Below are 19,723 nucleotides of genomic sequence, written 5' to 3' on the forward strand. Positions count from 1 at the left end.
GCGGTTCGCCGTCCCGTCTGCCCGGACGGCGAACCGCGGTCCCGCCGGCGGGGTCAGGCCGCCGGAGCCGGGTACGTCGGGTACTCCACCCCGGATGCCACGGGAACTGCGTCGCATAGATGATCATGTCTTGACCTGGCCACTAGTTCCTTTCTCTGTCTTTCTCGGGATTTCGTGGTCTTACGCAACGCACCCCCCTCAGGCCTCCCTCGGCGAAGGGAACTCCCTCAGGGCCCCCTCGGGGAAGTCCGGGAATCGCGCATCCGGTGAACCGGGACGGTGGGAAGATCGAGCGACCCCCCTGCGCCAGTCGTGGGCGCAGGGGGGTCTGTGTCCCGCCGGCCGACTCGCTTCCCAACAATTCGCCAGCGGGCATCCAGGGCGGCCAGAAACCGCATTCTGAAGCCATCGTGACTAACGCGTGGCCCCTGCTCGGGTCATCCGACAGGGCGTCACCCGTTCAGGTGAACACGCGTTCGAAATATGCTCTCTCCCTGTTGTCGCGTGGCATATGCGGCGCGACAGAAGCGGTGCGTCGTCCCAGCCCCTGGGGGCGGGGAGGCTGCTCGGGAGTCTCGCCGAGTCGGCCAGGCTGCCTGCATAGGGTCAAGTCTGGGCGACCGGATTGCATTCAACATTCAAGCATCTCGACGACTCGGTGAAAAGTGCCCAGTTGGGCACTGACACAAGATCTTTATCCCTTCACGTTTGATGGGTGCCTGAGCAGAGCAGCGACTGGGTCGCCTTACGCCGCCGCGCGATCGGCGAACGCATCCGTACGGCCCGACGCCACCGCGAGCTCACTCAGGAGCAGCTCGCCCACCTCATCGCCGTCGACCGCCGGACGATCCACCGGTACGAGACGGCTCAGCGTGACCCTGCGCTGTCCATGCTGATCCTCATCGCGGACGCGCTGGAGATCTCACTGTCCGGCCTTGTGGCCAGCTCTCTGGAGCTGGACATGCGGGCCGCCCGCAGTGACGAGCGGCCCGCCCGCTAGATCGCGCCGCTACTGGGTGGGCTGTCCGCTGCCCGGGCACATCTCGCGGCTGCCCTGCGGCTGGTGCGGGGCCATCGGCTGACCGGCTTGAGCACCTCCGTAGGCGCCGCACACCGTGCAGCAGGCGTTGCAGGTTCCGGGTTCGAATCGCTGACCTCGACGTACACACATGATCATCACTCCCTGAGTTGGGGAATCTGACGGTGTGGTGCGCTCCGCCGCCTTGCTGAGGTGCGGCCAGCGGGGAGAACTAGATCGCTCGGACGAAACTCTTGGAGCCGTTGTAGTAGTAGACGGTGATGCCGAAGTAGTCCGGCTTGGCCTCGGGGCGAGCGGACCAGACGTCCAGCCGCTCGATATGAGGAGACTCCGCCGCCCCCAGGACGCTGGCAAGCCACGCGTCAGGCGAATCGGTCACGGCTGCTGGCGTGAAAGCGGCCGGCTGGCCCTCGATCTCCGCCGTCGGAGTGTCGTGCTTCTCACCATCTGCGAGCTGCCCCATGATCTGCCACCGCTGCTCCCGACCGCCCGCGTTGATAGCCAGCCCGCACGGATGCTTGGTGTCGCCTGCCTCGGCCAGAGTCCGTACCTGCTGCACTCCCGCAGCGTTTTTGGCCAGGTCAACGAGGTAGTCGCGGAGGGGATCAGGGCGCATTTGTGATTATTCCTTTCAGGGCGGCGCCGTCAGTCTAGGTGCGTTGCGAGGCTCCCGGGGCGGTTGCGACCCGAGCCGCCCGCAGTGCCCGCTGCATCCTGCTGCCGCCATCGCAGTCCTCCCAGCCGAGACACTCCTGGCACGTAGACGCGTGGCCCAGATATGCCTGATAGAGGCGCTCGACGTCCCTGGCCAGAGCTTGGGGAGAGGGCTCGTAGAGGGTCACGCCCGCTTCACCGGGGCCATAATCTCCAGCCCTCTGGCCACCAGTTGCCGGACGGACTCCGGACGGCAGACGTCGCCGTCATAGCGGGGCGGGATCAGCCAGTAAGGGCCAGGCGGCTTGCGCCGGTGGGGAGCTGGAATGCCCAGGTATATGCCCTGGCCGATGACCGGAGCCTCCCGTGCGTAATCCCACACCACGCCGGCGTGCCCACTGATGAGGGCGTAGTAGAGGCTGCCGGCCAATCCGGGGCGGTCGCGGATGATGGGCCCGCCGACGATCTCAGTGAGCGACGCTGCGACCTGATCAGGATCGTCGTTGCCAACGACGGCGTGGACCAGACCCGGGCTGAGGCGCACGGCCTGCAGGCGGTCACCCATCGTCAGAAGCGCCACGCCCTGTTCCCTCCACTCCCGGTCGGCCTCCGCGGGAACCCTGGCTGAGCGGGCCAGCCACTGCGCGATGCGGTGATCGGGGCAGGCGGTCATGCGGCACCTCTGCTCGTCAAGTGGGCGCCAGCGCGGAAGCAGTCTTCGAGAGCTGCCTGTAGGGCGCGCACGTCGGTGAGCCAGTCGCCGTCGCCCGGGCAGACCGACCAGTGGGGGCCCGGGCCGCGGGTGAGCCGGACGGGCGGGATGGCGACGGTGTGGCGGGTTTCGGCCAGGATCGTCGCCTGCTGGAGGGGCCAGCCGTCTGCCGCGCCATGAGCAACGAACCACGTCAGGTTGCTGAGGTCGTCGACCACAGCGCCGCATCGCGGGCCGAGGATGGCGACAGCACCAAGGCCGAGAGGTCGCGGAACGACGATCGCGTCCCAGGTCAGCCCGGACGGTTGCACAGTGCACACGGCCGGCTTGGGTAAGGGTCGTTGGGTACCGAGCATGAGGAACTCCTAGGCCGCGCCGCTACGTTGGGTGACAGTGGATACAGCTTGGTCCTCAATTGGTTGCGATTCGAGGTCTTGGAGAGGACTTTCTGCCGCACGAAAGAGGACTTCTAGCGACTCAGCAGTGGGATTGCTAGCCTCATAGAGGACTCGCCTTGACGTCCAACGTGCTTGGGAGGAGACGCCGTGGTCACGCCCCCCGCGGGTAACAACAAGCTCAAGTCGGCACGCATCACCGCCGGATACGGCTCTCAACAGAAGTTGGCCGACGAGCTCGGCGTAGCCGTGCGGCAAGTCCGGCGCTGGGAGTCGAGCACCCCGCCCTGGCCTCAAGCCGAAATCGGCGAGGCCCTCTCCCGCGTCCTGGGCCAAGATCTGGGGGCCCTCGGATTCACCCCGCCCAACGGCGTTGTCCCCGGACGCCGTCGCTCCCCTCTCGCCGTGAGCGGCTCAGCCGCTGCGGGTCTCGCTGCTGTACCCCGCCAAGCGACTGCCCCTCTGCAGCCCGCCAGCGCTGCCAACGACTTCGCGGCCATCACCCAAGCCCACCGCCGCCTCTACTGGACCGTCGCCCCGGCCACCCTTCACCCGGCAGCAGCAGCCCACTCCGCTCTGGGCTGCGCCCTGCTCCTGGAATCCGCAGGCCAGACCCGGCGCACACTCGCTGCCGCTCTCGCCGAGACCTACCTTCTGGCGGGAAGGGTCGAGTTCTTCGACCTGCGGACCGCAGAGACCGCCCAACAGACCCTGCTGCGCGCACTGCAGGCAGCGGGCGAAGCCGACGATCCGCTGCTGGGCGCCGCCGTCCTCGCCCATATGGCGTTCATCCCAGCCTGGGACGGCCGCCGGGAGGACGCCGTCGAGCGGCTGTCCGCTGCCAGGACATACGCGCGGCGCGGGAGCGCGTCGGCGGAGCTCCTCGCCTGGCTGGACGCTGTCGAGGCCGAGTGTGAGACCCGCTGCGGCAATACCCGGACCGCGCTCAACCTCATCAGCCACGCCGAGGACCTTCTGGCTGCAGTCACGCCCCACAGCGCGCCGACGCCGGACTGGTTCGACTGGTTCACGCCCGTCAGGCTCGCCGGGTTCAAGGGCCACACTCAGCTGACCGCCGGTCACCTACCCCAGGCCAGGGAGACGCTGCTCGCCGTCCTTGAGGCCCTCAAGTCCGGGGAGAAGCAGCGCACCGTGATCCTGGGTGACCTGGCAGCAGTCGAAGCGGCCGCCGGCCACCCGGAGGAGGCGTGCCAGCACGCGCTGAGCGCCCTCGACCAGCTCGAAGAGACCTGGTACGCGATGGGCATGGACCGGGTCCGCGAGGTACGGCGCGCTCTGGCGCCGCACCAGCACGACCAGTGCGTGCGCGAACTGGACGATCGCCTCTACGGCTGGACCACCACCGTCAGCGCCCTGACCCGTTGAAGTCGGCGATCAGGCCCGACAGCTCGAGGAGGCTCTCCACCCGGAACGTGGGGAGCTCTTTGGCTTCGTCCTCGTCCCACTGAATGGTCGCCCAGGGTCCCCGTCGCACCAAGGCGGTAGGCATGCCCGCAGCGACGGCCGGCCTCAAATCGTTGTCGACACGGTCCCCGACGTAAAGGATTTCCTCGACGTCGAATGGCACGGCCTCGGCGACTCGGTCGAAAAATTCAATGTCGGGCTTCGAGGCGCCCCAGTCGTCCGAGGTGCCGATCAGGTCCACGTCGTCGGTGAACAGCTCTCGGAGGATGCCGCCGGCGCGCACGGTCTGGTTCCCGGCGATCCCCAGCCACAGTCCATCGGACCGCAGGCGCGCGAGCGCCGGCCGGACGTCCGGGTACAGGTCATCCTCACCGAAATGCTCCGGCCTGCCTGCCTGTGCACGCAGCTCACGCTCGGCGTAGAGATCGAAGCCCGGTTGGAAGGCCTTGAAGGTCTCTCGGTAGTCGCGGCCCTGCGCAATCACCGCGCCGAACATGGCGGCGAAGGTGTGACGCGGGACGCCGAGCCAGTCAGCCCACGTGCCGTACTCCCGCGTCTCGTCCACCAGGCACTCACCGACGTCAAAGACCACTGCCCGAATCATGCGAGCAGCCTACCGAGCAGTCCGGCGGCGCCCTCGCCGGTAGGCGCAACCCGAGGAGCCGTCCGATAGGCGACGCCCATGAGCCGAGCCCACCATGAGAGACGGGTGATCTCTGTAAAAGCTGCCCGCGCGGTCGAAGTGCGAGGTTGGATGGTGAGCTCTCGAGCCGCTGACGTCCTGGGGGGACCTTGTTCTCGTTCGGTATCCGAAAGATCCACCTTGCAGACGGGACCGTGGTCGAGCCGCCGATGGGCGGAATGACGGTGTTCACTGGCCCTAATAATTCCGGAAAGTCTGTACTCCTGCGCGAATTGACTAGTTTCATTGAGAATCATCCCGGTGAAAGGAGCGGTCGTTGGGTTACGAATGTCGAATTGCAGCGGGAAGGTACGGGCCAGGAGTTTGCTGACTGGCTAGCCACGCGTGGGATCGAGTCTGTGCACAACCTCGAAACCGGCATAGATTATCTGCCAGATCGAGCAGAAGGGGGTGAGCATGGAGTAGCTATTGGCAGCGCCATGGGGAGCTGGGAGAGTGGCCTGCTTTTTTCCATTAACCACTTTCTTTGCAGTAAGCAGTGGACGGATCAAAGGCTCGGTAATCAGACCGATTCTCATCAATGGGACTGGAAAAGGCCGGCCAGCCATCCGAGCCAGGTCCTTTGGGAATCACCTGAAGAGTTGCTGCGCTTTTCTGATATGTTCAATAATGCCTTTGGTGCTCCCATTGTGATCAATAGGTACGTCCCGGAAATCCACCTTCAAATCGGGCCGTTGGGAATGGAAGAGACGGCACCGCCGCCCTCCCCGGAGCTTCGGCGGGCCTTTGCGGAGCTTCCCCGATTGAACGCCCAGGGGGACGGCATGAGAGCATTTGTTAATCTTCTACTGTGGACGCTCGTGCGACCGGCCCCGGTAATCGCAATCGACGAGCCTGAAGCCTTCTTGCACCCTCCGCAAGTGCGTCTCCTGGCTCGCTATCTCACGCAGTACGCGCCAGCAGGTTGCCAGGTGTTTGTTTCCACGCACAGCGCAGACTTCCTCAATGGGGCATTGGAGGGGAGCGCTGCCTCGGCGGTGCTTGCCGCTCCTCGAGACCTCGCGCTAGTCCGCATCTCCCGCGCTGGCGATACGCCGTCCGCAAGCGCTCTCGCGGCTCCGGCTGTGCGCGAAGTCTTGGACACCCCCCTCCTCCGCTACTCCAACATCATCTCCGGCGTCTTCCATGACGGTGTGATCCTGTGTGAAGCGGAAGGTGATTGTCAGTTCTATGCGGCTACCGCCGACGTGAACAAAAGCGATGCGCCTCACGATAACTTGGTGTTCCTGCATGTCAACGGCAAAGCCCGCCTCACTGATGCCGTGCACAAGCTGCGAATATGCGGTGTCCCAACTGCCGCTGTGGCAGACCTGGACTTCTTGAACGATAACGGCCTCATCAAGAAAGCCCTGGACCATCTTGGAGGGGAGTGGACCAAGGTGGAGAAGGATGTCGCCATCGTGCAGCGTGAGGCATCTTCAACATCGATCACGACGATCGCGCGTGAAATCAAGAAGCAAATCGGCGAGGTCATTAAAGAGCCGAAAGGTAGCGAGGTGCTTACGCGCCATCAGATCGATCAGATCACTGAGGTGCTGAAGGCCGCCAATGGCTGGAAGGCCATCAAAAAGTCCGGAACGCGGGCATTCGAGGGCGATGCATACAACGCGGTGTTGCGCCTCATCGCCTACTTCGCGACTGTGGGCCTTTTCCTCGTTCCAGTCGGCGAACTCGAGTCCTGGGTGCCAGAGGTGCCGCGCGGCAAGAAGGCTGCTTGGCTGACGCGCGTGTTCGCAGACGGCCGGCACCTTCAGCCGTCTGCGGAACTTCGAGCATTCTGTGGAGGCCTCCGCAGCTACCTCAAGCCTGCTGAGGCGTAGGAGGAGCCCGACCGTGGCAGACGACATGAGCTCCGTGGCCCGATTCCTGTACGAGGCGGGGACCTTGAAGGCGACCGCGCGCACCGGCTGGTGGATGGCCGGCGTCCGGGACCTCGAGTCCGTGGCCGAGCACTCCTGGCGCACCGCGATCATCGCCACGCTCGATGGCGCGGGCCCTGCCCGCGCAGCGGTCCTCGCCACCTGGCACGACACCCAGGAAACCCGCACCAGCGGCGTCAACTACCTCGGCCGCCGGTATGCGCCGCAGGCCGATCCGGAGGCGGTCACGGCGGACCAGGTCGCGGGGATGCCCGACGTCCTGGCCTCAGCGATCCGGGACGTATTCGCCGAGTACGAGGCTAAGGAGACGCCGGAGGCCCTCTGCGCGTCGGACGCCGACAAGTTCGAGTGCATGATCCAGGGCATCGAGTACAAGTCGCAGGGCTACGAGAATGCCCAGCCGTGGATCGACAACAGCCGCGCACGCATCAAGACGAAGGCCGGCCAGGAGCTGGCGGACGCCGTCCTGGCCACTGGATCCCTGGACTGGCTGCGCACCGCGCTGGGCGAGCAACAGCGTTGAATTGGCGAGACATTGTATGCCGAAACGATCTCGCCATGAGCCTGGGGGGCCAATGCACTTTCAGTTGATCGCTTCGTTGGTTCTCAACTTCACGATTGCCGTCATCCTGCTGGAGCTGGCGGCATTCCGTTGGGTTAGGTGGATTGGAAGAAGGCGCCAGTGGCGGACGATCTCCCCGGGGAAGCGGCACTTGCAGACCCTGCGGGCAACAGACGAGGCACGGTCCGCGTTCGAAGTGACTACTCACCATGGCGCAGACCTGGGAGTGCCTCAACACGACCTGGAGACTGCTCTGGACATGGCGATGACCAGCGAGCGATCACTTCAGGCGCGCGAGGAGTCAACGTTCCTGCTGACCTTTTTCATACCCATCCTTATCCCGGGCATCCCGTTCGCCATCGTCAATCCCCCTCTCCCGAGCGCCCCAGAGTCAGCCCTTGTCGTTTCTGTCGGGGGTTTTGTGGCATTCGCGACAATCATGCTCACTACGGTGACGATCGCGAGAAAGTTCCAGGCCTGGAAAAAAGCGAACGGCGATCACGGCTCACTAACAGCCGCCGTCGAGCTGGTCAACTACCTGGGAAAGGGTGAGTCCAGGGAGATAAATAGCCTGGCGGTCGAAGATCAAATGAGAGGAATCTGTCAGAGACTCTGCGAGTTCGCAGCAACGAGCCCGCACTTCTCTTCGCCGGATAGGCGCCGCGAGATCGAGAGTCATGTTCTGGCGGTTCAGAAGCGTCTATTCGACCATGCTGGAGCTTTCTTCAAGGACGGCGCCGACCATACTGGCGCAACCATTGCCGATCTTGCGACGCTCATCGGACGGATCGTTCACGGCCGCTGGCTGCGTCTCCTGGACATCGAAGACGGCGAGGCCGCTGACGTCACTACGCCGGCGGCAGCCGATTCCCACGACGCATGGCTCGTCGTGGGCAGCAGCGCTTTCGCAGCCGTAGCGCTCGCCAGCGCGGTGAGCCTAGGTGTGCCTGTATCTGCGGCTGTACCTGGAGCCGTGGTCCTTTTGCTCGGTCCAGCAGCAGTCTGGGGTAAGAACCTTGGGATCACCCCGCGCGGGCTCTTCGAGTCGACCAAAGCGGCTCTTGCCGGCCCCGCCGAGGCTGCTGGACAACAGGAGCCTCCACCAGCCTCGGCAGGCGAAGGCGCGCCGTAGAGCCCGGTGAGTCGCTGGACATGCCAGATGGCCCCCTCCCAGTCTGGGAGGGGGCCACTTCGCTCGACAGCATCGGCTTCACAGATGACTGGTTGAGCTGATGTCATTCTCTCTGATTCACTCCCAGAGCGGGACGTCCTGCATTCGCAGACCGGAGGCCGGCGGCACGCTTCCGCTTGTAAGTGGGCGCCCCGGTTTCATGCGAAGAGATACCGGCGTCGAGGGTCCAGGGCTGCAGTCTGAGGTGCCGGCTGTCCCGTGTCGGCCGGCCCCGGCGCTCCGTCTTTCCGGCAGACCAGGGCATCCGGGTCGTACGAGGGCGTGGCGAGCGTGTAGCCGGATGGGCAGGTCTGGCCGTCCGTCCCATTCCGTCCGTCCGTACCGTCCCTCCCTGGGGCGCCCGTAGCGTCCTGCCCTGGCGCTCCAGCGGGTCCTGCAGGGCCAGCTGGACCGGGCGGGCCAGCTGGGCCGCTGGGGCCCGAGACCGTGGAGTCGTTGCCGTTCGTCCCGTTCACTCCTCCCTGCCCGGGAGCTCCCGACTTACCGGGGCGCCCCGTTGGGCCGCGGGCCCCCTGCTTCCCGTCAGGTCCCGGGACCGGCACGGGCACTTGGGCCCGTGCCGGCAGGTCGTCGATCGCCTTCGTCGGGTCTGGCGCTACCGGGGTCCGTCCGGTCTGCTTGACCTGCTGGCGCAGCGCGCGGACGTCGCCGGCGAGAGTACTGACCGCGGTGCCCCGGAGCTCCGCCTCGTGAGCGAGGGAGTCGGCGCGGGTCGACTCCCGGCCAATGAGGATGAACGCCAAGGCGAGGCCGCCGCCGAGGGCCAGGAGCGCGGTGACGATCCACAGGAGGTGGCGGGCCCGGACGAGGGCGCCCTGGGCTCGCGTCACGGTGTACCTCCGAGCTGCGTGACGAGCGCTTGCAGGCGCGCGATCTCGGATTCGAGTGCTGCGGTCCGGAGGTCTGCGGCGGCGGCCCGTGTGTCGGCCGCCGCCGCTCGCGCTTCTGCTGCCTGTTCGTCCCGCTCGGCCTTGTCCCGCTCGGCCGCGAGCCGCTGGGTGAGGTTGTCGTAGCCCGTCAAGGCTTGCCCTTCCCTCGCAGCCCGGGTGGCGCCCCGTGTTCCGAACAGGGCGCCTGCAGCGGTTACGGGCGCGGCCACGAGGGCCGCGATGGCGGTGATCAGCGCAGCGTCCACGTGGCGACCTCCCCTTGGTGATCAGGGAGCAGGTCAGATCCTCTTGAGCGGGGGGCCGTCCTGGCCGCCGTTCGTCGATGTCGCCTGCTCGATGCTCGGAGCGATGCCGCTCGGCTTCCACAGCAGGTGGTAGGCGGCCCCGATCGTCACGGCGGCGAGGAGCATGCACGTCACGACGCTCTTGTGGTCGAAGGCGTGGTTGAAGTACGCGGTGCCGAGGCCGTCACCGGCGGCGACCAGGAGGGCGAAGACTCCCTTGAGGGGGCCGCTCCAGCGGGGCTGGATGACGAAGGCGATGATCGGCGGCAGGACGAATGCGAGCGCTGCTGCCCACAGTTGTGCGTCGGTCGGTTCCATGGCGGATCCCTTCGGTCAGGCCTTCGGGACGTCGAGTGCGTCCCAGGTCTCCTTGCCGGGCGGCCACTTCAGCGCCGTCCCGCTCCAGCCCTTGTGGTGGGCGGTGTTGTAGGCGCGCTGCCATGCCTCGTAGCTGTCGACGTCGGCCTGGCCGAGCTTCGGGCCTGGGCCGACGCTGTATCGGCCGCAGCCGACCGCGACGAGGCGCTTGCCCATGCGCGTGAAGAGCGGCGACTGCTTGCCCAAGGCGGGCTTGGTCCCTGCCATGAAGAAGTCGTGGCCCGGGTACGGCTCGGACGTCTGGCTGCTCGAGGCCGGCTTGGCCGGGATCGTGAAAGCCGGCCAGCTCAGCGGGTCCTCGTGATCGTTTTCGGGGACGCCCTTGTGCGGGTACCAGCCCGCCTCCGTCTCCCAGGTCTCCTCGTCCCGCACGGCCTTCTCCGGCGTGCCGTTGGGCCACCGGTCCGGCACCCCCCAGCTGCGAACCCAGTCGAGGATCTCCGGCCAGCCCTTGCACGGCGTGTCCACGAGCCGCGGGTACACCACGCCCGCCACCCGCGCGTACGGGAAGAAGAGCGCCTCGATCTGGATGACGCAGGAGCCGGCCCGGTTCGTGCGGGTCCTGCCGGGGGTGTCGACGAGGCTCTTGCTGCGGGAGTTGGCGGGCAGGAACTGGGTGACGTCGCCGGCGAAGGGGTTCCAGAGCAGGTGAGAGGCGCTGCCCCGTCCGGGACCGGCGAAGAAGGTGCGGAGCCGCTCGTACGGGACCAGGTCCAGTGGCTTGGCGGCCGTCGCGTTGAGGTCCCAGGTGATGTGCGCCAGGGCCTTGGCGGGGCCGCCGTCGCAGGGGGCGTGGTCGCCGAGGTCGAGGTGGGTCGCTCCCGGCATCCAGAGGGCTGGCATTACGCATCACCTGCCGTCAGGACGGCGAGCTCGTGGGGGTCGGATGCCATGAGGGCCTCCAGAGTGCGGAAACGCCCGGGCCAGGGGCCGGGCGTTGTGGATGGAGCATGGTGGGGCGGTCAGCCGGCGATCCAGAAGAGGCCCAGCGAGCAGGCGACGTCGGTGGCGGATGAGGTGTTGAGGGCTGCGCCGGAGGACTGCAGGCCCATGACTTCGATGTAATCGCCGACCACACAGACGACTTCGGCGGTGGTGGCGATGCCGCTGGAGTGGGCGGCTGTCGAGGCCAGCGTCTTCGCGAAGCTGCCGATGATCGGGGAGCCGTTGACTCCGATGCGGACGGCGCGGTTGCCGGTGGCGTTCGCGGCGAAGGCCGAGTTGCCGGCGACGAAGTAGGTGCCGGCGACCTGGACGACGTACCGGCTGGTGTTCGTCGAGGTGCTGTGGCCGTTGTCGCTGTCGAACTGCTCCGTGTCCAGGGTCAACGGCGTCCACGTGTTGTCGGAGAGCGACTGCACGCTGGTCTGGTAACCGCGGAACCTGGGGACTCCGTTGGCACCGGAGCCGATGGAGAACTGGGCGAAGGCTGCAGCCTGCGCCATCCAGAGCGCGGCGGTGAGGAAGTTGCCGGGGACCTCGGTGGCGATGGTGGGGACGAGTCGGGGCACGGATGCCTCCTCTCAGTAGGCGAACGCGATCTGGTCGAACTTGTTCGCGTCCCAGGTCGTCGGGTCCGTGTATCCGGCGGGCAGGACTTCGCAGACGGTGATCCCGGCTGTGTGCGCCTTGGTCGTCGCCCCGGTGAGGGTGAGCGTGGCGGTGGTCCAGCCGCTGCTGGTGGCGCCCACGGCGGACACGGTGACGTTCTCGGCGTTCACGCCACCGGGGTCGAGGGTGAGCTGCTGTCCGACCGCCAGCTGCGCGGCGAGCGGATTCGTGTTGTCCGCAGACGCGTTGACGCTGATGCTCGTCACGCCGGAGCTCACGGTCGTGGCGAGTGTGGTGTGCCAGGCGGCGAACATGCCGTACGGGGTGATGTCCGCGGGCGAGCACTGCAACGTCACCCAGGCCTCGTTGTCCGCGTCGAAGCTCCACTCGATCCGCTCGATGAAGATCTCGGACTGGATGGGCGGGGCCCCGTTCGGCCTGCGTACGAGCCGGGCCCGGGTGCCGAGCTCGAGGGCCAGGAGCTGCGGCCACCACGCTGGGAGCGCCGAGGCGTGGAGCTTGACGGAGCTCATGCGCAGTGCGGGGCTGCGGTAGCGCGAGACGAAGTAGTTCGCGGAGTCCTGCACCTCCAGCCCGGACGTGGAGTTCACCGTGCGCGTCAGCGGCCGGGAGTAGAAGTTCCCGATGCTCGTGGCGTCCTGGGCGTAGAACACCTGGCCGGTGCTCTCCTGGGTGACTTCCGCCCGGTTGGCGATCCGCGTGGCGTCGTAGTCAGGCTTGACGTCTTCGTAGGGGCATTCGCCGAGGTCGGTGCGCTCCCCGAAGATGATCTGGGGGACGACGGCGTTGTAGCGGGCCGAGCGGCTGCGGAACGTGAGGCGGCCGTCCCCGGCCACGAAATGCTCACCCGCCTCGGTCTCTACGACCCCGTTCAGTGCGGTGACCGGGTCTTGGCCGTCGATTTTGGCCGGCCCCATGGAGGTGGTGAGGCCGGTCTGGATGTTCGTAGGGCCGCGGTAGCCGGAGTAGCGGAGGATCCGCGCGTATCGGGCGTCGGTGGATTCCCCGGCGCACGCCGCCTTCCAGGCGGTGTAGAGGCCGGTGACCTGGTCGGAGGAGAGGAGGCTGGGGTATTCGGCAGCGAAGGCGATGTCGCCCTTGTAGCCGTAGACGGTGCCGTTGCCGACCGTCACGTCGACGAACGCGCCCACGCTGTCGCCGATGAGCCCCGTCGGTGTCGTGGCGCTGGTGTAGCCGGTGAGGAGGCCGTAGGCGCCGTCCTGGGAGGCGAGCACGGAGCCGGTGGCCTCGTTGTAGCCGAAGGCGAGGAAGTGCCAGTTCCCGTCGATGACGGGGTTGCCGCTGCTCCCCACGAAGTACGTGTTGACCACGCCCCCGCCGCTCGGCCCCTGGATCTGCAGGACGGGCCGGCCGTCGCTGAAAATGCCGACGTAGATGTGCGAGCCGGACGGGGCGCCGGACGCACGCTGACCGTCCATGGAGGACCAGAGGAACGCGTACTGCGTCGGGGTGGGCCCCGTATACCGGAAGGCGAGGGTGCGGGTCCACAGCGCAGGATCCGCAGGCCCCTTGATTCCGGAGCTGGTCAGCTTGAGGAACGTGGCCGCGCTGGGGATGTTCGTGCCGGGGCTCGCATTGTTGAGGGTCATGACGGGGCCCTCGGCGCCGGTGAAGACGCCGCCCACGGGGTCGGTGGCCGTGACCTCGGTCCCGAAAACGAGGGAGCCGGATCCGTACTTGCTGATGCCGGGCTGCGCGGGCGGGTAGTTGCCCGTCGAGTCGGCTGCGCTGGTGGCCTCGGCCGGGTCGTCCAGCTTGTAGAGGAAGCGGGGCGCGAGGTCGCTGATCTCCTCGGTGAGCGGGTCTTTGAGGGAGTCCTGGGACAGCAGGGCGAACGCGTCGACCGCGGTGAGGCTGATCCTGCTGTCGGTGCCGTCGTCGCCCCAGTCGGGCGGGTAGCGCTCCACGAAGCCGCCGAAGACGGGGTAGACGGTCCCGGGGCAAGTCCAGGGCGTTGCGGTGCTCCCTGCCTCGAGCTGCCAGCCGTCGAGCTGAATGTTGCAGGTGGCGGCTGCCGTGGCGGCGACGCGGACGCCGGTGACGATGTATCCGGCGTCCTGGCCGAGCGTTGCGGTGAGCGTCAGCGTCGTCCAGGCGGCCGTCGCCGAGCCGGTCAGGACCACCGAGCTGCCGGCGTTCGGCGTGCCCGTCGTGTCGGCCCTCACGCTGTAGATGAAGGGCGCGACGGTGAGGCTCGTCGCCGGCGTGATGTTCCGTACGCGGAGCTGCACGGTGTACGTGCCGCCCTGCTCCGCCGCCGGCTGCGGTGTGTAGGCGATGAGTCCGGCCGTCAGGGTTCCGGTCGCGGCCGCGGTGCCGGACGGTACGGCGAACTGGAGGGCTCTGCCTCCTTGCCAGGCCGTGGCGCTGGAGACGATGCTGCCGCCGCTGGTGTCCGTTCCGGAGAACGTGGAGACGCCGGCGCTGCCCTGGGGGATGGTGCCGAGCGGGTAGCCGCCGACGTCGCCGCCGGATGCCTGGACCTGGGTGAGCAGGTTCCGGGTCCGCGGCCACTGGGCGCGCACCCGGTAGGGCTGGTATGGCTGGACGTGCCCGTAGAACGCCCCGGCAGTGTTCTGGGGGTCGAACAGGCCGTCGGTGTTGGCGAGCTGGGTGCTCAGCTCGCCGGCTTGGACCTGGTCGAACTCGTACTGCTTGCCGCGGCCGATGCTGGTCGTGGCGTTACGAGTGCGCTTGCTCATGTCGGCGTACCGGTCGAGCGGGAACGTGCAGCCGTTCACATTCCAGCGGGCGCCGAAGCCGTGCTCGAGCTGCGGCCAGTTCAAGTTGAAGGGCGTGCCGAGGGTCGAGTTGATGTTCTGGATGGTGGCGACCTGCCCGGCGAGCTCGGTCGCGGAGGCGCTGGTCTGGAAGGTGAATTGGAGGGCGGTCGCCGACCACGCGTACGTGGTGGAGCCGAGGACCGTCCAGTTGAACGGGTCCGCAGCAGCCTCGGCGAACCAGCTGCCGGCCTGCTCCCGCAGTCGCCACCACCGGTGGGTGTCCGGGTTGTAGGCAGGCAGCGTGGTGACGACGGTCGTGCCGGCGGTCTGTCGTGCGAGCTCGAAGACTCCGGCGCGCAGGCGCATAGCGATGCTGTTGTTGGCGTCCACGAGGAGCTTGAAGATCGTGGCCGTGTTGCCGTTGCCGGTCGGGACCGTCCCAATCTGCGCGTAGATCGAGGACCCGGTGGCGTCCCACGTGGATGTCGTCCCGAACGAGTTGGTGGCCCCGGAGGTGGTGGGCTGGGCCAGGGACAGGATGTCGGCCACGGTGTCAAGGCTGGCCGCGCCCACGCTGATGCTGTTCCAGAGGACCGTGTTGAGGGTGGGGCCGTTGAACGGCTCCTGGAGGTTGCTCAGCGAGGGCACTGCGGTCACCTCTTGTAGGGCGGATAGGTCGTGGAGTTGCGGGCGCCGACCTGGGCGATGCCCTCCTGGACGAGCGCGACGAGCTTTCGCTCGGTGAGGACGTGCCCCTCCACTTTCAGGTGGACGTGCTGGTGGATGACCGCGCGGCTCCCCAGGTCGGTGGTGCCGGGAACCCGATACGTGTTCACCGCCGGGGAGAGCGGCGTCCCGGCCTGGGTGACGCTGGCCGCGAGCGACCGTGCGGCTGTGATCGCCCGGTGCGCCTCGTCGCCGATGCCGACGGCCAGGCCCTGCGGGACGAACTGGCCGATGTCCGCGAACACCTGGCTTGGGGACTTGATCTTGAGGGCGTGCTTGATAGCCGCGGCCATAGCCTTGGCGATCTTGGTCATCTGCTTGGCGATGGATTTCTCTTGGCTCTGCAGGCCCTTGACCATGCCCTTGGCCGCCTGGATGCCCGACTTGTACATCGCGTCCGCGACAGTCGTGCCGGTCGCCTTGGCCTTGGCTTTCATCCCGGCCTGGAGACTGTTGATCTCCTTGACCTGCCCGGACGTCGCGGCCGCGTAAGCGCGCGCCGTGGCGCCGCCGCCCTCGACGCCGGCCGAGGCGATCTGGTCGATCAGGTCGGTGCGGACGCCCTTTTTCCGCAGCGCCGCCAGGTTCTTCGTGAAGTCGGCCGCCGCCTTGTACTGCTCCCGCATCTTGGCGACGATGTCGAACGAGTTGACCGCCCGGCCTTCGTCCGGGGACTCGGTGACCACGGACATGCCCTGCATGATCGAAGACGCGATCTCGTCCCGCTTCGACGTCCAGCTCTTCTGCAGGTCAGCGAGCTTCTTCTGCGCGTCCTTCAGCTTCTTCGCGGTGGAGTCCCGCTTCGCCGCGAGGGACTTCATGATCGAGTCCTCGCGCTTCACGTACTCCGCCACGTTGTTGAGCGCGCGCATCTTCTGCGCTACCCAGGCGTTCGTGTTGCGCCCGCCGCGCGTCTTGCTGCTGGTCCGCTGGTCGGCCAGCCGGTTCCGGGTCTGGATGAAAAGGGTCTCGATGCGCCGGGTGGCCGCCTTGACCCGCGCGGTACTGGCGGTCAAGCCCTCGACCAGGCCCTGGTTGACGTAGACGCCCATCGAGCGGAAGACCTTGGAAGGTGAAGCGATTCCCAGGGTCTTCGCGAACGACGCCGAGGTGGCCTTCGCCGCCCCGTGCATCACTGCGACGGCGTTCGGGGCGCCGACCTTGATGCCCTGAGCCAGTCCGTCCATCAGTGCCCGGCCGGAGTGGAGGGTCCACCCGCGGCCGGAGAACGGGCCTTCCTTGGCAGGCGAGTGCGGGAACAGGTTGCCGATCTTGGATACGAGGCCGTGGGCTGCGTCGTAGGCCCCGCCCGCCATCGACTTGATCCCGTTGATGAAGCCCATGATCAGCGACCGGCCGGCGTTGTACAGCAGCGTTCCCAGCTGGCCGAGCGCTGCCTTGGCCCGCCCGGGGATGCCGCGTACGTAGTCGACGATCCCGATCGCGGCCTTCACCATGGAGACCTTGAATCGCTGCCAGGATTTTGAGGCCGAGCCGCCCAGAATCCCGGGCAGTTTGAGCAGGGCGCGGCCGATCATCCCGGGCCAGCCGGTGATCCAGTGGAGCAGCGTCTTGCCTGCGGAGAGGGTTTTGCTCGCCGCCTCCTTGAAGCCGTCGACGAAGGCCGACCACTTCTTCTTCACCGTGTTGACCATGCTCATGACGGCGGCGCCGACGGCCTTCACGATGTTGCGGAAGGCGGCCGAGTGCTTGTACGCGTAGATGAGCCCTGCGACGAGCAGGGCGATCGCGATGACCACGAGCATGATCGGGTTGGCCGACATGGCGATGTTCAGGGCCCATTGGCCGATCGCGGCCGCCTTCTCCGCGATGGCCGAGGCGACGAGGGCGATCTTCTGTCGCACGAAAGCCAGAGCAGCCTTCGTACCGGCCAGGGCGGAGGCAGCCATGGCACGGGTGAAGGTGGCCGCCTGGATGGCCGCGCCCTTCATTGCCAGGCCGACGCCCTTGGCGCCGGAGACCATGCCTGCCCAGGCAGCCTTCCCGCCCTTGGCGGCCAGACCACCCACGCTCTTGCCGAACGTGGCGACACCGCGGCCCGCAGCTGCAGCGCCGCGGACGCTGGCCGACCACATCTTCTTCAGTGCGCCCCCAGCGCCCTGGGCACCGGTGACGATCCCCGACCACGCGGCGCGGCCGCCCTTCGCAGCCAGCCCGGCCATCCCGCGGCCGGCGCTGGCGATGCCGCGCCCGAAGGCCTTGGCGCCGCGGATGCCGCCGTCCCACATTTTTCGCAGGGCTCCGCCGAAGGTGCCTGCCTTTCCGGAGAAGGCTGATCCCGCCACCTGAGCGGACCGGAAGCCCTGCACAACCCTGGCGCCGGCCTTGACGCCCGCGACTCCCACCTTGGCCAGGCCCAGCGCGGGCGAGAGGAGCTTCGCGGCGAAGGCCACGACGGAGAGCATGAGGATGCCGGCGAAGATGGTGGCGAGGCCCTTGGCGACGGTCTTGTGGCGCTCAAAGAAGTCGATCGCCTTCGAAATGACCGGGATCAACTTGTTGCCGATGACGATGGCGGTCGTCTCGAGGTACTGCTTGGCTTTCGCCAGCCGCACGTTGAAGAGCTTCTGCGTCTTGTCCCAGCCCTCGACATTCTTCGTCGCATGCTCGTAGGACTTGCGAATCTTGTCGACGCGCTCGTGATACTTCTCGGTGTTTTCACCGCTGAGCTGCAGCAAAGTGTTGAGACCGATGGAACCACCGGTCATTTTCTTGATGGCTTCGGAGTACGTCTGCGCCGCGGGACCGCCCTTTTTGAGCTCGTCCGCGAAGCCGTGAGCGTCACGCCATGACGTCTTGAACTGGGCGCCCAGCACCTGCTGACTGGCGGGCAGCTTCCCGATTGCCTTGGAGTACTTGCTCGTGGTGAGCGTTCCCTTTTCGAACTGGCCGACCAGCTTCTGCAGCGGCGGGCTCATCAGGGACGTCATCTTGGTGAGCTTTGCTTCAGCGGCTTTGGTGTCGTTGAAGCTGCTCAGCAGGAGGGTGCCGGACTTCCCCATCTTTCCCAGCACCGTCTTGGACAGCAGGTCGAACGTGCCGGAGAGTCCCCGGCCGCCCTGGTCGACGTCCTTCAGCTTGGTGGCGACGTCGGTCGAGGAGAGACCCAGGCGGGACATCTCCTTGACGGCCACGGCGTTCGGTGATGCCAGGTTACGGATGGTGGAGGCGAGCTCCTGCGTGCCTTCGCGGGCGCTCGTACCGTGCTGCGTGAGCGTCGCCAGGGCGCCGGAGACTTCCGAGAAGGAAATCTTGTTGGCCGAGGCGATCGGCAGCACAGTGGAAAGAGACGACGAGAATTGCTCCATCGTCATCTTGCCTTCACCGGCGGCCGTTTTCATGGCGTTCATGACCTGAACGCTCTTGTTGGCCTTGACGTGATACGAGGCCATGACGCTGGTCATCGCATTGGTGACGGATTCCAGCGAAGCGTTCTCTTCGCGCGCACCCTGAGAGGCGGCTTTGAGCACTTTGAGACCGTCAGCGCCGCGAATACCGGCCTTTTCGATCTGGTACATGCCCTCGGTGAGGTTGTGCCAGTCGGTGCCGGTCCCCTTCGCGATATCAAGGATTCCCTTGCGCACGGTTTTGAGGCCGTGTTCGGTCTCTCCGGCTGCCGTGTGGAGAACCATGGTCTGCGCTTCGAAGTCGCCCGCCATTTTCACGGAGGCGACGCCGACACCGACGCCGATCATGGAGACGGACTTGCCCATGCGCGCCATGCCCGCGTACGCCGTGGCGCCGGCTGCGCGCATTCCCGCGGCGGTGCCGTCGACCTGGGCGCGCGCCTCGCGCATGGTGGCGCGGAGCTGGGTGATGTCGCCCAGCATCCGCACGACGACCGGGGGAAGCAGTCCCCCTCCACCGCCGCCACCACTCATGCCGGCTCACCGCCTTCCGGGCATAAGCGGGCAGCCCCGTGACAGCCCGAAGGCGGTCAGGGGCTGCCGGGGTGGGTTAGTGAGAGAGCGCGGCCCGCCAGGCGACGTGGTAGGTCCGGGCGATCGCTCCGCCAGCCACGAGCCGCTCGTAGGCGGGCATCACGTACGGCCTGGCGGGGAGTTCGGAGCCGTGGCCTGCCGTGCCGCCGAGCTCCTGGATACGGCCGTAGACGGCTGTGGGTCCGACCTCGGCGAGCCAGCGCCCGAAGCCGGCGGGCACGGGGCCGACGACTTTCATGGAGCGGCGCAGGGTGCCGGACACGAGCGACGGGGGCTCACCGGGCGCGCTCGGTGTCGGCGTCCCTTTGGGGTGGCTCGACGTCGTGAGCAGCTGCTTGATCGCCGCTTCGGCGAGATGCGCAGCGTGCGCCGTTGCTACGCGGGTCGCGCGCTGCAGGTCCGCCTCGATGCGGACGAGTTCGGCGTTGAGCCGGGCCAGTCCGACGATCTGGACAGCACCTGACACGGGGACTCACCTCCCCCGTTGCGCCTCTTTCTCGGCCTTGGCCTCTGCACGCTCGCGAGCCTCTTTGCGGAGCTCGTCGAAGAGCTCGGCGACGGGCAGCATCGTCGCGTCGAGCCAGGCGGGGAGGCGGTCCACCTGC

The 19,723-nt window shown here is 67.1% G+C and carries 16 protein-coding genes; 5 read left to right on the forward strand and 11 right to left on the reverse strand.

Features of this window, described 5'->3' with window-relative positions:
• Window positions 1-715 precede the first annotated feature (715 nt).
• Entirely contained in the window at window positions 716-1,000 is a 285-nt protein-coding gene (locus ABZT74_RS29980; protein ID WP_355884455.1) for a helix-turn-helix transcriptional regulator, read from the forward strand.
• A 250-nt stretch (window positions 1,001-1,250) separates the two neighbouring features.
• Here ABZT74_RS29980 and ABZT74_RS29985 read toward each other — a convergent pair whose 3' ends face one another.
• The 3 genes from ABZT74_RS29985 to ABZT74_RS29995 all read right to left on the reverse strand — a co-directional run bounded on the left by ABZT74_RS29985 (window position 1,251) and on the right by ABZT74_RS29995 (window position 2,761).
• Window positions 1,251-1,655 (reverse strand): hypothetical protein, encoded by a 405-nt coding sequence (locus ABZT74_RS29985; protein WP_355884457.1) that lies wholly within the window; start codon window positions 1,653-1,655, stop codon window positions 1,251-1,253.
• 222 nt (window positions 1,656-1,877) lie between these two features.
• Window positions 1,878-2,366 carry a hypothetical protein gene (locus tag ABZT74_RS29990; RefSeq protein WP_355884459.1) on the reverse strand — a complete coding sequence of 163 codons (489 nt, stop codon included), beginning with the start codon at window positions 2,364-2,366 and terminating at the stop codon, window positions 1,878-1,880.
• Entirely contained in the window at window positions 2,363-2,761 is a 399-nt protein-coding gene (locus ABZT74_RS29995; protein ID WP_356439988.1) for a hypothetical protein, read from the reverse strand. The genes ABZT74_RS29990 and ABZT74_RS29995 overlap by 4 nt, the downstream gene beginning before the upstream one ends.
• Window positions 2,762-2,950: 189 nt before the next feature.
• Between ABZT74_RS29995 and ABZT74_RS30000 the strand changes: the two genes are divergently transcribed.
• Window positions 2,951-4,186 (forward strand): helix-turn-helix transcriptional regulator, encoded by a 1,236-nt coding sequence (locus ABZT74_RS30000; protein WP_355884463.1) that lies wholly within the window; start codon window positions 2,951-2,953, stop codon window positions 4,184-4,186.
• On the opposite strand, the gene ABZT74_RS30005 is transcribed toward ABZT74_RS30000, so the two are convergent.
• Window positions 4,167-4,829, reverse strand: coding sequence for an HAD family hydrolase (locus tag ABZT74_RS30005; protein ID WP_355884465.1), 663 nt, complete (start codon window positions 4,827-4,829; stop codon window positions 4,167-4,169). The two genes, ABZT74_RS30000 and ABZT74_RS30005, sit on opposite strands and share 20 nt — an antisense overlap.
• 233 nt (window positions 4,830-5,062) lie before the next feature.
• Here ABZT74_RS30005 and ABZT74_RS30010 point away from each other — a divergent pair, with 233 nt between their 5' ends.
• The 3 genes from ABZT74_RS30010 (at window position 5,063) to ABZT74_RS30020 (ending at window position 8,502) form a co-directional block, all read left to right on the forward strand.
• The gene (locus ABZT74_RS30010; protein ID WP_356439991.1) at window positions 5,063-6,748 is read left to right on the forward strand and encodes an ATP-binding protein; all 1,686 of its coding nucleotides are present in this window, start codon (window positions 5,063-5,065) and stop codon (window positions 6,746-6,748) included.
• A 13-nt stretch (window positions 6,749-6,761) separates the two neighbouring features.
• Window positions 6,762-7,331 carry an HD domain-containing protein gene (locus tag ABZT74_RS30015; protein ID WP_355884469.1) on the forward strand — a complete coding sequence of 190 codons (570 nt, stop codon included), beginning with the start codon at window positions 6,762-6,764 and terminating at the stop codon, window positions 7,329-7,331.
• Window positions 7,332-7,407: 76 nt separating this feature from the next.
• Window positions 7,408-8,502, forward strand: coding sequence for a hypothetical protein (locus tag ABZT74_RS30020; protein ID WP_355884471.1), 1,095 nt, complete (start codon window positions 7,408-7,410; stop codon window positions 8,500-8,502).
• Window positions 8,503-9,388: 886 nt separating this feature from the next.
• On the opposite strand, the gene ABZT74_RS30025 is transcribed toward ABZT74_RS30020, so the two are convergent.
• The 7 genes from ABZT74_RS30025 to ABZT74_RS30055 all read right to left on the reverse strand — a co-directional run bounded on the left by ABZT74_RS30025 (window position 9,389) and on the right by ABZT74_RS30055 (window position 19,584).
• Window positions 9,389-9,697: a hypothetical protein gene (locus ABZT74_RS30025; protein WP_355884473.1), complete on the reverse strand. Its 309-nt coding sequence runs from the start codon at window positions 9,695-9,697 to the stop codon at window positions 9,389-9,391.
• A 33-nt stretch (window positions 9,698-9,730) separates the two neighbouring features.
• Window positions 9,731-10,054, reverse strand: coding sequence for a hypothetical protein (locus ABZT74_RS30030; RefSeq protein WP_355884475.1), 324 nt, complete (start codon window positions 10,052-10,054; stop codon window positions 9,731-9,733).
• A 15-nt stretch (window positions 10,055-10,069) separates the two neighbouring features.
• A complete protein-coding gene (locus tag ABZT74_RS30035) occupies window positions 10,070-10,957 on the reverse strand; it encodes a peptidoglycan-binding protein (protein WP_356439995.1) in 888 nt (295 codons plus the stop codon).
• A gap of 119 nt (window positions 10,958-11,076) precedes the next feature.
• A complete protein-coding gene (locus ABZT74_RS30040) occupies window positions 11,077-11,625 on the reverse strand; it encodes a hypothetical protein (protein WP_356439998.1) in 549 nt (182 codons plus the stop codon).
• 12 nt (window positions 11,626-11,637) lie between these two features.
• Complete coding sequence (locus ABZT74_RS30045; protein ID WP_356440001.1) at window positions 11,638-15,087, reverse strand: hypothetical protein; 3,450 nt, start codon at window positions 15,085-15,087, stop codon at window positions 11,638-11,640.
• Window positions 15,084-19,007: a phage tail tape measure protein gene (locus ABZT74_RS30050; RefSeq protein ID WP_356440005.1), complete on the reverse strand. Its 3,924-nt coding sequence runs from the start codon at window positions 19,005-19,007 to the stop codon at window positions 15,084-15,086. Before ABZT74_RS30050 ends, ABZT74_RS30045 begins: the two co-directional genes overlap by 4 nt.
• Window positions 19,008-19,134: 127 nt before the next feature.
• Window positions 19,135-19,584 carry a hypothetical protein gene (locus ABZT74_RS30055; RefSeq protein WP_355883216.1) on the reverse strand — a complete coding sequence of 150 codons (450 nt, stop codon included), beginning with the start codon at window positions 19,582-19,584 and terminating at the stop codon, window positions 19,135-19,137.
• Between the last annotated feature and the right edge of the window lie 139 nt (window positions 19,585-19,723).

The sequence above is a fragment of the Streptomyces sp. NPDC005302 genome (assembly GCF_040607345.1).
GTDB lineage: Bacteria > Actinomycetota > Actinomycetes > Streptomycetales > Streptomycetaceae > Streptomyces.

Coding starts and splice junctions, on each gene's coding strand:
- ABZT74_RS29985 (WP_355884457.1), bottom strand. CDS start 1,655: ATGCGCCCTGATCCCCTCCGCGACTACCTCGTTGACCTGGCCAAAAAC.
- ABZT74_RS29990 (WP_355884459.1), bottom strand. CDS start 2,366: ATGACCGCCTGCCCCGATCACCGCATCGCGCAGTGGCTGGCCCGCTCA.
- ABZT74_RS29995 (WP_356439988.1), bottom strand. CDS start 2,761: ATGCTCGGTACCCAACGACCCTTACCCAAGCCGGCCGTGTGCACTGTG.
- ABZT74_RS30005 (WP_355884465.1), bottom strand. CDS start 4,829: ATGATTCGGGCAGTGGTCTTTGACGTCGGTGAGTGCCTGGTGGACGAG.
- ABZT74_RS30030 (WP_355884475.1), bottom strand. CDS start 10,054: ATGGAACCGACCGACGCACAACTGTGGGCAGCAGCGCTCGCATTCGTC.
- ABZT74_RS30035 (WP_356439995.1), bottom strand. CDS start 10,957: ATGCCAGCCCTCTGGATGCCGGGAGCGACCCACCTCGACCTCGGCGAC.
- ABZT74_RS30050 (WP_356440005.1), bottom strand. CDS start 19,007: ATGCTGGGCGACATCACCCAGCTCCGCGCCACCATGCGCGAGGCGCGC.